The organism is Okeania sp. SIO2F5 (assembly GCF_010692685.1).
Taxonomy (GTDB): Bacteria; Cyanobacteriota; Cyanobacteriia; order Cyanobacteriales; family Microcoleaceae; genus Okeania; species Okeania hirsuta.
Genome location: NZ_JAAHGU010000006.1, coordinates 17296 through 31642 on the forward strand (window position 1 = coordinate 17296; position 14347 = coordinate 31642).

The window sequence follows — 14347 nt, forward strand, 5'->3', positions numbered from 1 at the left end:
CTGGAATACTACTGATAAATAAGGGAAACAGCAGTAAGAGTATAGATATGCAAGGTCTCAACAGGAGAATTTCATACAATCTCTTTTTCTCATCAGCAAAAACAAGATATTTTATTGATAACGGCTTATCTAAAGTTGATATTAAATCGTATTTACAGATTTAGCGGACAAAAAATTAATACTGATTAGTCAAAAATATTGAGAATATGATGTCCAGTTGAATGCTGATAAATAAACAGTAATAGGGGGTGCCGAATATGGGTTATGAGGGCAGAAATAAAACAAGAGACCATAGGAATAGAAAGTTTTTGACCACAAGCTAACTAATTAAGCTGACATACTATAATTTATTTCTTTTATTCTCAAAATAACTATTAAATAATCAGGATAATCCATCGATGTTAAAAAAAAATGAAGCCGAAAAAAATCATAATAATCTGATTGCTTTAGAAAGCATAATTAGAGCAATTAGAGAAGAAGAAGATTTAGATTTTATCATGAAAAAAGTCATAAATTATCTTCAGTCAGAATTTGATTATTGTTTGATTTGGGTCTGTTTGTACGATCGATTAGCAAATAAAATAGTAGGCAAAGGCGGAATTACTCCCAATGGTGAAATTTCTGCTCTCAAACAAAAATTCACCATAAGTCATGGAGATATATTAGAACCAGTATTAATGAAAAGAAAAGCAATTAAAGTCGCTGACTTAAGGGCAGAAAAGCAAGTTGGAGAATGGGTAAAAATAGCACAAACATATGATATTAAAGGTACAATTTTCTTTCCCATACATTACAAAGAAAAATGTTTTGGTATTGCCTTAATGGGTTCACAAGAGTGGGGAAGTTCTTTAGAATCAGAAGAAAAAGCACTACTATCTTTAATCTGGGGTGAACTAGGACAAACATTACAAAAAATAGAAAAAGAATGGCAACATCAACAAGCAAAACGACCTGATGAACCAATACTCTCATTACTATCTCAATTAGGAAAATTAACGACTTTAGATCAACGCCTCGAAACAGTTGTAGAAATAACTCATCAATTTTTACAGCCATCCCGCACAAATATTTACTGGTATTATCCCAATGGACGCTATTTTTGGCGTCGTGCGAGTAATCATCAAGTAATAGTAGAATGGAGCGACTTTAAACGTCCTGCTTCTGGCATTACATTGCAAGATTTAGGTAAATTCTATCATGTACTATTAGCAGGAAAAATTGTTTGCATTGGAGAATATTACACTTCTGTAGACAGCGATATTATTCGCAGATTAATCCGACAAATTAGAGCTGCTTCTGTATTAGCAGCACCAATTATCTTAGAAGACGAACTATTAGGATTTATTGCTGTAGAAGAACAACACAACCGTCCATGGCAAGATGATGAAAAAAACTATTTGCAAGGGGTAGGTCAACTGCTAGCTTTAACTTCTCCCCTCTCAGAAATGGAGGACAAAATTCGTCAAGCTAAACTAGACCAGACTTTAACTGCAGGCATCACTCGCGCTATTTACGGTGATAATGATTGGCAGAAAACCCTAAAAACAACGGCAGAAAAAATATCTCAGCGCTTAGGTGCTAAATATTTTATGTTGGCAATCCGCAACAGAGGGCAGTTTGAAGTTGTTTATCAAAATCATTCTACTCAAAGTCGAACAGTCAAAACTTCTCTACCCACCCTCAGCAAGGAGGATATGACCTTGCTAGAACGAAACACTGAAGTAGTAGGAATTGAAAATTGGTCAGAAAGTCATATATTGAATGCTTGGCAGGAAGATTTTGAGAAACTTGGAGTACGTTCTCTTCTGTTGTGCAGGACAATAGGAGCGGGGAAAAAGGAGCAAGAAGAATTTATTACAAAGAATCAAGGCGATCAATATAACCAACCCGAAGGACTCGTAATTATTGGTTATGAAACCCCTCGCACCTGGAATCGCAATGAACGAGAATTAGTCCAAATTGCCAGTCAACAGTTAGGTTTTCTCCTGCATCAAAGACATATTAATCAGCTCATAAACAAGCAGCAACAATATACGCAATATCTTCAGTCTGGTTTAACTACTTTACAACCAACTACAATAATTCCAAATTCAACAAAAGTATTGATTAACTCTTCCAACTCCTTATTATTACAAGAAGTGAAAAATTTGGAACCAGTCGGAGAACTGAGTGTATTAGGAAATTTATCTCTAGACCGTCTAGAAGGAAACTTTCTCGAATTTATTGCTCAAGCAATTGTGGAAATAGCAGATCTCAACCCGCAAACTATTCCCCTAGTTGCTTTAATTACCTGGTATCCATTATCACAAACAGGTAGAGTTATGAGCTATAGTTATCCTGAGTGTCATATTACTAGCACTGATAAAATTTCGATTCCAGTTCGTACTGATTCTTGGATTCAACAAATAATTTCTACAAATGGTTGGTTGCATCTGAGTGTGAGTGATGTACCAGCAAAAACTTTACGGTGGCTCAATATTCTTGATAGCGGTCAGGTCGTAGCAACTGCTTTGCGTACTGCTATTGAACATCAACCGACGGGTATATTGTTAATTGCAGACCCTCACAAAATTTTATGGCAAAAAACAGAACTGCCACAACCACATTCTCCTACTGAAACTCTGAAAAATTTATTGACTCATTTGGTTTCTCAGTTTGCATGGTCGCGTCGCTATTTAATAGTAAAGACTGCTTTAGAATCTCAGCGAGAAGAACTAGAGTGGTTGAATTGGTATAAACAAAAGCGTTTAGAAGAACTTTACCGTACTGTTGGTTCTGGTTTTAAGCAGTTAAGTGAATTGCATTATACTCCATCAGAAAATCCTGCCCAACAAAAAAATGTATTGACAAATCTACGTTATCAGCAATTACTAAGGCAAATTGGCAATGTGTTATCGTCTACTACTTCATTATTGACACAAGAAAAATGGCATTTACAAGCAAATTTTGATGTTGTCTCTGTAGCTAATTTGTTGAGGCGATCGCTCATTCGCATTGATTCCCAAGTAAAAAAAAGACAACTGCAATTAGAAGTTCATCGGGAAGGAAATTTGAATATTTATGGAGATCTTATTAAATTAGAATTAGTTGTTTACGAGCTTTTGATTAGTGCCTGTAGTCGTTCTCAAACAGGAGGAAAAATCGATATTAAATGCCAAACTTTAGATGAAGAATGGCTTGAAATTTCTATTATTGATGCAGGTAAGATTAGCTCAAAATTAATTGCAGAATTTAACTCCGTTTCTATCCCAGATGTATTAGAACCTTCTCTCTTGGTTTCACCTCCAGGCAAGCATTTAATTATCTGTCGGCGACTAATTCAACAAATGGGAGGAGAGCTAGAGTTAAATTTACAAGAAAGTGGTTTAGTAGAAAGTAAGTTACTTTTACCCTTAGCTCACCTTTGATTTCTACAAATTTTTCCTCCCTTCTCTACAAAATTTGATATTTATATCATGTCCGTTTAATAGGGTGATAAAAAACTTTCTTTTCCTCTTCCTTCTTCTTCCCTACTGACACCTGACACCTGACACCTGACACCTTCATCATTATTTATAAGTATTTAACCGGACATGATATTATACCAAGTGTGAAAAAAGAATGTTACGAATAATAAGAGGAATAAAAAAACAAATGCAGGATATGTCCTTTGACAAAAAGAATGATTTTCGACCTGAAAAATGGTATTGAAGCTATTCATTCTGACTCGGTATTCCTAACTCCTGACTCCTAAGAAATATCCTAGCTATTTGTAGCAAATATTTATTAATTTGGTATTACTTATAATCCTGACAAGTGTTAAAATGAATTAAAATTAAAACTAATTACCATAATTGAAAAAGATCAATTCAGACTCTTTGGCCTGTTAGTAAAAATTAAAAATCTTAGCTATGACTGATAAATACCAAGCAAAAAATGTAGCTCAACTTATTTATACTACAGCTATTAGTGTAATTGAAGACTGTACCAGTAAAATTTTTTCTAATCTTTTAGATTCTCATATTATTCAGTTTCAAAGCAATTCAAATATTCTGAATGCCACAGAGATCCAACAACTAAAAGCAGCAATTGAACAGTTATATAGTAATTATAAAATACAGCCAATATTACCATTACACATTGCCAATATAGATTTTATTCTTGGTCGAGAAGAGTATGCTAATCATCAAATAGAGCAAGGATTAAATAAGTTTAAAAATAGCCTATTAATCTGGGAAAAAAGTACAAAAAATTTACCAGGGGAAGCAGTCACTCAACAAATCAATGAAAGATTAGAAAAAATAGGAATTGTCCTCTTTTATATCGGATTATGTTATGAGCATCAAGGCAATTTAAACATTCCAGTAGAACAAAAAAATAATTATTGGCAACAAGCACAAAATAATTTTCAGCAAAGCCTAGATTTATTTGCTCAAATAGACCGACAAGAATTAGTAGCTAAATTTATCATTCAGCAAGGTGAAGTTCTGAAAAAATTAGAAGCATGGAGCGATTTATACAAGCTTGCTCAACGCGCTTTAGAACTACATTTAACTTACGGTACAGAAGAGCAAATTGCTCAAGATTACGGATTTTTGGCTGAGGCAGCAATGCACGAGTCAAAATGGGACCATGCTAGTCAATTAGCAGAATTAGCAGTTGCCATTCAAAATCAATCTATGGGAAATCCTGTAGAAATTGCACAATATGAGAATTCTTATTTCTCAATTTTAAGTGAATCTCAAAGTAATTTAGAAGAGTGGCAAGCTACTGTTAATCAACTAGAAAAAGCGCGACAACAAACAAGCCCCCATCATAATTTACACTCTTATATTTCCATACTAAAAGCATTAAAAAAACTTTATTTTGACCAAGACAAATATGGAAAATCTGCCAGAATCAAAGAAGAAAAATTACGACTTGAGCATCAATATGGATTAAAGGCTTTTATGGGAATAAATCCATTACAACCACAACAAAAATCTGATAATAGTCCGATAATTCCTAGAGAAATTAAAGTTTCCGGTCGTCTAGAAGATGTGAATAATTTAGTGGCAAGAATCAAAAGCCAGAACCATAAACTAATAATTATACATGGTGTCTCTGGTGTGGGTAAAAGTTCTTTAATTAATTCTGGGTTAATACCTACTCTACTCGCAGAAAATTCAGAAGATAATCAAGCAATTTCACTCATACCACTACGAGTCTATACAGATTGGATGAGAAATTCTGACTCTGCAACTTGGAATCTAGAATATGTACTAGAAACATTGCGTAAAAAACATCAAAAAAATAATTTAAAAGTATTAATTTTAGACCAGTTTGAAGAGTTATTTACTGTCTGCCCCAAACCAGCTCAAAGACTACCACTTTATAAATTTTTATATGACTGTTTAAGCTTGAATTTTGTCAAAGTAGTTTTATCTATCCAAACAGATTACTTACATTACTTATTAGAATGCGACCGCCTGACAAACTTAGAAGCAGTAATTAACTATCAAATTTTATCTAAGGAAATTCTTTACTACATAAGTAATTTTGAGCCAAATCATAGTCAAGAAATTATCAAAAACTTAATTGAACCTGCTCAATTAAATTGGGAGCCAGATTTAATTTCTCAAGTAGTAAAAGATTTAAGTTCAGCAGATAATACAGTAAGTCCGATAGAATTGCAAGTAGTAGGCACTGAACTTCAAGAAGAAGCAATTACAACTGTTGAAGCATACCATAAATTAGGAGATAATCCTATCAAAAAACTCACAATAAATTTTTTAGATGGAGTAATAAAAGATTGTGGCTTTCTGAACGGACGAACAGCAATATCTGTCTTATACTTATTAACAAATGAACATGGTACTCGCCCTCTAAAAACTCGTGCTGAATTAGCATCAGAGTTATTAATGCAACGCCATAAACTAGATTTAGTTTTAGATGTATTAGTTGCTCGAGGATTAGTTTTACTGCTGCCAGATTTACCGCAAGATAGCTATCAATTAGCTCATAATTATTTAATTCCTTTAGTTCGAGCACAGAAACAGGAAGGAGAAAAATCAATTTCTGAATTTGAATTTGAAAGAGATATGATGTAATATCAAGTCCGGTAATATCGGTATAAAATATTTTGAAGGTAGGAGTCAGGAGTCAGGTAGGGGAGCCGTCGGATTGGCGACGTACAGGAGTCAGGAGAGAAAAAATAGGAAGAGAAGGAGAAAGTTTTCTATCACTAATTATCTGGACATAATCTCAGGATAGACAACAGTTATACAGTTATAAAGATTAGGTAATGGTGAAGAAGGAGAATGTTTTTATCGCTAATTAAATCGATTTGATATTATTTGACAAAAGACAAAAATAACAAATAAATTTTTAGATAAAGCTATTACTTTTATATTTAGATAGATGCAAGTTGATTAAATAAATGACTTTCAAAAAGTGTAATACCAGTTTGATAAATCTTTGCTACAAATATTTAGGTTACCGCTTAGGAGTCAACCCACCCCTCGCCCCTCCCCCTCCCAGGAGGGGAAGACAGGAGTCAGGAGTCGTATGGGAATAGGTTTGATACCATTTTTTATTTAGTAATTTATCTTTTTCGTCCAATAGATATTTCCTATAAATTACTTTAATACTGCTTACTATTTGTAACATTCTTTTTTCAAAATGGTCTAATACCAATTGGAAAAAAATAAGATTACCTATTAATTAAGGTTTAAAGCCTCTTCTTTGAAGAAGAAATAAAGATAAAAAATACTTTTCACCAATCCTATCCATTTTCAGGAGAGGTAATTGTCAATTATTAATTGTTGAACATTTATTTATAAGTATTCAAATTGACATAATCTAATTATAGCAATCCTAAATAGGTCGTGACAAATAAAAAAGTAAATAAAAAAACTGAAACTCTTACCTGTTCCCTGTTCCCAGTTAAGTGTTCCCTAAAAAGCAGTAAGATTTTTGACACGAATAAAATAGGATTGCTATATTTATCTTAACTTAATTTTTAACTCAGTTTAATTTAAGGTATATACACCATTCTTAAAATTGAAAATATTGTAATTTGACAAAATAAAGTAAGGTAAAAAATCCTGATAATTATCCAGAAAATATTCAAATTCTAGTATCAATAAACGAACCTATTAAAAATATTATAGCAGTCGCTATTACTGTATTTGACATATAAAAAGCTTAAAACTCAGACAATGCAAAATTTTTCCTTCTTATATCATGTCCGGTAGTATCGTTTGTGTATAGAATCAAGTCACAATTGGAATAAACCTTTCTGTCTTCCTTCCACCAAAGTATAAGTATTCAAGCGGACAATATTACTTCTTACTTCTTCCTTCTTACTTCTTCTTCCTTCTTCCTTCCTTATTGAATTATGAAAAAAGTAGCTAAAATAATTCTCAATACTGCTTTATTTGCTAGCTTGGGTTTGAGTTCTATAGTCTTACAAGCAGGTAGCTGGAATAACTTTAAACTTCGCTATTTTAATCTCACACAATATCTCAATAATCAAGATAGAGAGCTCCAAGATATTCAAGCACAAAATCTCGACCCTCAGAAATATAGTCGAATTAATTTAGCTGAACTTTTGAATGGCGGACCGCCAAAAAATGGTATTCCTTCTATTGATAATCCGAAATTTGATACGGCGACAACAACACCTTTTCCCACTAATGAAACAGTAATTGGTATAGAAATAAACGGTGAAGCTGTTGCTTATCCTTTTGGCATTATGAATTGGCATGAAATTGTTAATGATACAGTAGGAGCAATGAATATTACTGTTTCTTATTGCCCTCTTTGTGACACTATAATCGCATTTGAACGTGGCAATACAACTTATGGAGTTTCTGGGAAACTTTATCAAAGTTGTTTAGTTATGTATGACCGCTCTAATAGTACTCTTTATTCTCAACCTTGGGCTATTGGTATTCTTGGTCAGAATGTTAATAGTAATTTGAATAGAATTTCTGCTATTAAAACTACTCTAGAAAATTGGTTAGCAGTGTATCCTAATAGTAAGATTTTATCTACAAAAACAGGTTATAAACGTGACTATTTTAACTATCCTTATGGCAGTTACTATACCGATAAAATGTTGATTTTTCCAGTCAGAAATCAAGCACAACTTAACCAACATCCCAAGGCTATTATTAGTTATGTTTGGGAAGCAGACCGAGAAACACCTGAAAATTATTTCTCAGGTAGTAGTGTTCAGTTTTTACATTCAGAAATTAAGCAACTAAAAGAAAAAATTGTAGAGTTTAATAGGCGAAAAATACGCGCTAAATGGGACAGTCAAATGCAAACTGTGATTGTTGAAGAATTCGATGGTACAACTATTCCTAGTTCCACCGCTTTTGCTTTTGTTTATCCAGCATTTTTTCCACAAGTCCAGTAGGGTGTGTTAGCGACAGCGTAACGCACCGTCAATAGTCCAGTAGTGGACTGTTTCACTAAAATAGTGCATTAGCCTTTTTCGTAATCATCCCATCATATCAAATCCGGTTAAACAGCCATAGAATGGTTAAGTTAGGAGGAGTCAACCCACCCCTAACCCCTCCGGTGGAGGGGAAGTCAGGAGTCAGGAGTCAGGAGGAGAAAAAATTACAAAAATAAACGTAGTTATGGCGATTGAAGATTTTTTTTATGTCCAATTAAACGGATTTGAGATCACACCCTCACCTCATTCCCCCACCCCCCCCATTTTCTATTGCACCATTTTAGATTTGTCGGTCCAGTAGAGTGTATTAGCGGTAGGGTTAGGGGGGGTTCCCTCCCTGTAGGGACGTTGCATACAACGTCCCTACTACTCAATAAAATGTAGAAAAGTTTTTGAGAAATGATATCAGTAGAGAATACTAAACCCTAAGCTGCAAAAAGTCACGGAAACTCCAATGATACAAACTATAACAAATTTCTCCCCCAATTTCTTGCTGATGTAAAAATTCTACCCAAGTTTCCAGCACTTCTTCTACATCATATTCGTCAGTGTCTATGGATTTGGCGATCGCCTCCACAGAAACTGCTTCTTCTTGCTCGACTAAGACTCTCAGCACTTCTAACTCAATTTCTGACAAACCGTCACCTGCCATTTTTGGCCACAAACTGTGGTAATATTCCTCTAAACCTGCCGTAGAGAAGTCCCAAGGGCGAATGCCATTCGCCCCCTCTTCCCCCTCTTCCCCCTCTTCCCACACTCCTACAACAGTAGGGGGGATACCACCCAACACCCGACTCAAATACATAAAATTATTCCCGCTTGCAGCCACCAACTTTCGTCAAAATTCCAATCTGGATAAGGGCGAAATTCTGGAGATTTAGTCCGCTTTGCCACACGAATAAAAACTTGACCAAACTCTTCTAATTCTGACCGAATATTAATCTGGGATTCTTTTATTTCATCCCCCAAAGCATAAGATTCAATAAAATCATCAACCTTATTCCAGAAACTGAACTTGCTCTCTTCCTTCTTCCCGTCCAATTCCAATTCCTTCTTCCCGTCCAATTTCTCTTCCTTCCCTTTTGGCTAGACTAATTTGTCCTTTCTTATCTCTAATCAACCTTTCCTGTTTTTCTAATTCCTCTAATTCTTCATTCTTTAAATTCGCCTTATTCGCTATATTTAATGCCGCTTCTATTTCTGGTACTTCTCCTAATGAAGAGGGTATTACTTCTAATGTTGGTGCCGATCTAATAAAATATGTCCATTTATCACTGAGGGTTTCTAATTCTGATAATTCTTTAGTGAATTTAGGTAACTCTAGAAACATTAAAGTGAATTCATCTTGATAATTAAAATTTTCTGCTTCTTCTTTCAATCTAAATTTAGTAATAATTTTCTCCGTGTTTTCAAATAAAACAAAATCGGTAATTGTTAAAGCTATAAAAGGTTTTAACATCATATAACCTTCCCCCACATCTAATTGATTTCCATAAGCTTTAGCTAGGTTATATATTACTCGTTTTTCAAAATCTTCTACATTCAATACTTGCATTTCAATGATGACTGTAGAACCATTATCTAAAACTGCCTTTACATCTAAATAAGTCTCCTTAAGACTGTTAGTAGCTCCAGGATTATAAGGGTTAATTATTTTTAGGGATTGAATAATATTTTAGTTCTCATAAACTATGGCATTGAGAAAACTAATCAGGATATTTTAACTGTGAATAGAACCAAAATTTTTTTTAAAAGCAAAGTCAGTTTTAGGGCTGATAAATTTCATTTGATATACTTTCCTGAATATTAACCATTGCTTAGTTTGAGCTTGCCAAACAACCATAAATTCATTGGCTAATAGCTTAAATCTATCGTAAGCATTCTGTATTGTTAGCTATAGTAATCCTAAATATGTCGTAACAAATCAAAAAGTAAATCAAAAAACTGAAACTCCCACCTGTTGCCTGTTGCCTGTTGCCTGTTGCCTAAAAAGCAGTAAGATTTTTGACACGAATAAAATAGGATTGCTATATCAGCTATCAGTTTCATTTAACCGTTAACTGATAACTGATAACTTAAATTACCAATATTTTTGAGAGCTGCTAAAACTTGCTCTAATTCATTTTCTTTCTCAATAGACAAAGCATAAGAACGACTATATATAGGAACATTTGCTTTTTGAAGTTTAACAAAAACAAACTCTCTACCATTAAGCAAAAAAGCAAACGTTGGGCGATGATTTTGGGAATTTTTCAACATATAAACTAAAGCTTGAGGTAGAGCTGCCGTAACATCAAATTTAGTCTTTTTGGATTCAATAACCAATATCCAAAATCTCTGTTGCAGAACTAAAACATCTATTCTACCTCTAACAATTAAATCATTATCTTCATCAGAAATTTCCACAGAAGTTTCAGTTATTATCGAAAAGGGAGGTTTAAAAAATCCAGCTAAATCTAGTAAAGGTGCTAAAATAACCAATTTGACTCCCTCTTCCAATAAAGGGCGACGATTAACTAAATTAAAATAGTTACTTCTAACTCTTTCTAAACTGCGTTTTTCTTCATCAGTTACAGAAGGTAAATTGTCTTGCCATTCCCGAAAAAATTGACTATCAGTTGTTAGTTGAAGTTCAAAGTTTTCTTGTAATTCTTCTAGAGTAATATCCTGAGCTTGAACAGTTTAAACCATAATAAATCATTGCTTTTAGGAAACAGGGAATAGGGAATAGGGAATAGGAAATAGGGACATAGAATAGAAATAAAGAGATAGTAACTGGTTAGTTTAGGGTCATTCTAATTCCACCAAACAAAAATATGAGTGTCCAAAACAATCATAAAACCTCTTCACAACAATTCTCCATATCCCAGTCTTCTATAGGAATAGCTGATTCTTGGGGAGCAGCATAGTGTAGATATGACTGCTTATTTGTCTAATGGATTAGAAAGATATTCTTGTTTAAATTCACTAATACTAACAAATCCAGCCAGCTTATTTTGAATAACTTCATTCTCCTGACTCCTGACTCCTGACTCCTTTCTTACAAAACTCCCTTAGAACTAGGAATTTCCCCAACTCGCCTGGGGTCAATTTCCGTAGCCATCCGTAGAGAACGAGCAAAAGCTTTAAACCCTGCCTCAATAATATGATGAGAATTAATTCCAGCCAACTGTCGAATATGCAAAGTCATCAAACTATTATTTGCCACAGCCACAAAAAATTCCCGCACTAACTGAGTATCATAAGTACCAACCCGTTGAGTAGGCATTTCCAAACCATAACTCAAATGTGGACGACCAGAAAAGTCCAAGGCCACCTGAACCAATGCCTCATCCAAAGGAGCCAAAAAATGACCAAAACGCACAATACCCTTGCGATCGCCCAACGCCTGCTTTAAAGCCTGGCCCAAAGTAATCCCCACATCCTCATTAGTATGATGGTCATCAATTTCAATATCCCCCACAGCATGAACTTCCAAATCAATCAGTCCATGAGAAGAAATTTGATGCAACATATGGTCTAAAAAAGGAATCCCAGTATTAGCCTTACAATTACCCACACCATCAAGATTAAGAGTAACAGTTACATCAGTTTCCCCAGTCGTCCGTTTCACCGAAGCAACTCTGGCAGGCAAATTCAGTTTTGCTGGAGTAGATGAAGAATGGCGATCGCTTATCTGCATAATAAAAATATCAATATAAATTTTGAATTTTAATTTTTCACAGGTAGGTTGAGAATGATGAAAAATATCAAATGACAGTCCAGTAGGGTGCGTTAGGCGCTTACCACAAACTACCATTGAACTGTCAAATATTAGGTTGCGCCGTAACGCACCGTTGAGAAGTCTAGTCCAGTAGTGGAAGGACATACCTAAAATGGTGCGTGACGACGGATTACTGAATCCCTTTCATAGTCTAAATTTAAGCCGTCTAACGCACCCTACCAATTTGGCTATCCTTAACTTTTGACTTTTGAATTTTGAATTTTGACTTAAAAATCACATTCCCATAATTTCATAACCAGCATCCACATAAATAACCTGACCAGTAATGCCACTTGCCAGATCGCTACATAAAAAAGCAGCAGTATTACCAACTTCAATTTGAGTCACAGTCCGACGTAATGGAGCTATCTGTTCCACATGATGAATCATATCCTTGATACCACCCACTGCCGAAGAAGCCAAAGTTTTAATTGGACCAGCAGAAATAGCATTAACCCGAATATTTTTCTGACCAAGTTCCGCAGCTAAATAACGAACATTCATTTCCAAAGCAGACTTAGCAATGCCCATCACATTATAATTAGGAACTACCCGCACGCCCCCTAAATAAGTGAGAGTGACAATACTTCCTCCTTCAGTCATCAGTTCCTTCGCCTCAGAACTCAAATCAATCAGAGAATAAGAACTAATTTCCAAAGCACGAGTAAAACCTTCACGAGTAGTATTACTAAAATCCCCAGATAATTCCTCCTTACCAGCAAAGGCCAAACAATGAATCAAAATATCCAACTTACCCCATTTTTCCCCTACTCCAGCAAAAGTAGCCTTAACCTGTTCGTCGTCCTGAACATTACAAGGTAAATATAAAGAAGGACTCAAAGGTTCTACCAACTCCCAAACCTTCTTTTCAAATCTACCCTTATCATCTGGCAGAAAAGTAACCCCCAAATTTGCCCCAGCTTTGTGAAGTTGTTGAGCAATTCCCCACGCAATAGAACGATTATTCGCAATACCTGTTACTAGAGCATTTTTTCCTGTTAAATCTAACATAATACCTTGATTTATTGAGAAACTATAGTAAAATTTTCAATCAAATAATAAAGTCTAAAATTTAATTTCATACTTAGAAGCTATAATACATAGCATCTTTGACATTAGGCAAATTTATAGATAATATTAGCACCTATGGCCATAATGAGAAATTGAATTTCTCGGTTTCACTGCCCTAATATATATGAATATAAAAGTAAAGTAAGTATTAAATATATTAAATATATATATAGCAATATGTAGAAACTTAATAGTATATTTCAGGAACTGAGCTATTAAGGTTAAGAGACGTTTAGTTAGTTATTAGAGAGTAAGGAAATTGGTCGTGACGCATGATAGACCGCTAGCAGCAGTTTTCCGTAATATATCTGGTGGGTCATATCCGCCAGTTGTAGAAACTTTTGAACGGGGCAAGACAATATTTTTTCCAGGAGACCCTGCAGAGCGCGTCTACGTTCTAATTAAAGGCGCAGTGAAGCTATCGAGGGTGTATGAAGCAGGAGATGAAATTACAGTGGCCTTACTCCGGGAAAATAGTGTATTTGGAGTATTGTCTCTAATTACAGGCCATAAGTCTGACCGTTTCTACCATGCAGTAGCTTTTACCCCTGTAGAATTAATATCTGTGCCAATTGACCAAGTGGAGAAAGCTCTCAGAGAAGATCCAGATTTGTCAGTTGTTTTATTGCGTGGACTTTCATCTCGAATCTTACAGACAGAGATGATGATTGAAACTTTGGCACACCGGGATATGGGGTCTAGACTGGTTAGCTTTTTGTTAATCCTTTGTCGAGATTTTGGAGTTCCTAGCAAAGATGGGATTACCATAGACCTGAAATTATCTCACCAAGCAATTGCAGAAGCAATTGGGTCAACAAGGGTGACAGTTACTCGTCTGCTTGGAGACCTTCGGCAAGATGGAATGATATCTATTCACAAGAAGAAAATTACAGTACATAACCCAGTGGCTTTAAGTCAACAATTTACCTGATTTAGAGACACAAATATCTGTAAAAATCAAGATGAAATAACTGTTGAGGGTAAACTGAAATAATTGTATAATGGCAATCTGAGGAGATCATATTATTTTATCTTCAAATATTAATTAAGTAACAAAGATTGCCTTATAAAAACCATAAAATATAATA

At 34.7% G+C, this 14347-nt stretch carries 11 protein-coding genes; 5 read left to right on the forward strand and 6 right to left on the reverse strand.

Annotated elements, in window-relative coordinates:
- The first annotated feature begins 398 nt into the window (after window positions 1–398).
- From F6K27_RS03230 to F6K27_RS03245, 4 genes are all read left to right on the forward strand, one after another.
- Window positions 399–3407, forward strand: coding sequence for a GAF domain-containing protein (locus F6K27_RS03230; RefSeq protein WP_287273887.1), 3009 nt, complete (start codon window positions 399–401; stop codon window positions 3405–3407).
- A 483-nt stretch (window positions 3408–3890) separates the two neighbouring features.
- Complete coding sequence (locus F6K27_RS03235) at window positions 3891–6068, forward strand: hypothetical protein (protein WP_287273888.1); 2178 nt, start codon at window positions 3891–3893, stop codon at window positions 6066–6068.
- A gap of 329 nt (window positions 6069–6397) precedes the next feature.
- On the forward strand, window positions 6398–6535 hold the full coding sequence (locus F6K27_RS03240; protein WP_287284096.1) for a hypothetical protein: 138 nt from the start codon (window positions 6398–6400) through the stop codon (window positions 6533–6535).
- An 822-nt stretch (window positions 6536–7357) separates the two neighbouring features.
- The gene (locus F6K27_RS03245) at window positions 7358–8383 is read left to right on the forward strand and encodes a DUF3179 domain-containing protein (protein ID WP_287273889.1); all 1026 of its coding nucleotides are present in this window, start codon (window positions 7358–7360) and stop codon (window positions 8381–8383) included.
- A gap of 460 nt (window positions 8384–8843) precedes the next feature.
- Here the strand turns inward: F6K27_RS03245 and F6K27_RS03250 are convergent, their stop codons facing one another.
- The 6 genes from F6K27_RS03250 to fabI all read right to left on the reverse strand — a co-directional run bounded on the left by F6K27_RS03250 (window position 8844) and on the right by fabI (window position 13199).
- Entirely contained in the window at window positions 8844–9230 is a 387-nt protein-coding gene (locus tag F6K27_RS03250; RefSeq protein WP_287273890.1) for a hypothetical protein, read from the reverse strand.
- Complete coding sequence (locus F6K27_RS03255; RefSeq protein WP_287273891.1) at window positions 9221–9472, reverse strand: hypothetical protein; 252 nt, start codon at window positions 9470–9472, stop codon at window positions 9221–9223. The genes F6K27_RS03250 and F6K27_RS03255 overlap by 10 nt, the downstream gene beginning before the upstream one ends.
- A complete protein-coding gene (locus tag F6K27_RS03260; protein WP_353735930.1) occupies window positions 9423–10097 on the reverse strand; it encodes an Rpn family recombination-promoting nuclease/putative transposase in 675 nt (224 codons plus the stop codon). Before F6K27_RS03260 ends, F6K27_RS03255 begins: the two co-directional genes overlap by 50 nt.
- Before the next feature lie 377 nt (window positions 10098–10474).
- The gene (locus F6K27_RS03265) at window positions 10475–11089 is read right to left on the reverse strand and encodes a type I restriction endonuclease (RefSeq protein ID WP_240039146.1); all 615 of its coding nucleotides are present in this window, start codon (window positions 11087–11089) and stop codon (window positions 10475–10477) included.
- Window positions 11090–11465: 376 nt separating this feature from the next.
- The gene (gene hisB / locus F6K27_RS03270) at window positions 11466–12107 is read right to left on the reverse strand and encodes an imidazoleglycerol-phosphate dehydratase HisB (RefSeq protein WP_124146922.1); all 642 of its coding nucleotides are present in this window, start codon (window positions 12105–12107) and stop codon (window positions 11466–11468) included.
- A 315-nt stretch (window positions 12108–12422) separates the two neighbouring features.
- Window positions 12423–13199: an enoyl-ACP reductase FabI gene (gene fabI / locus F6K27_RS03275; protein WP_124146906.1), complete on the reverse strand. Its 777-nt coding sequence runs from the start codon at window positions 13197–13199 to the stop codon at window positions 12423–12425.
- A gap of 319 nt (window positions 13200–13518) precedes the next feature.
- Between fabI and ntcA the strand changes: the two genes are divergently transcribed.
- A complete protein-coding gene (ntcA, locus tag F6K27_RS03280; protein WP_124146907.1) occupies window positions 13519–14190 on the forward strand; it encodes a global nitrogen regulator NtcA in 672 nt (223 codons plus the stop codon).
- Window positions 14191–14347 lie beyond the last annotated feature (157 nt).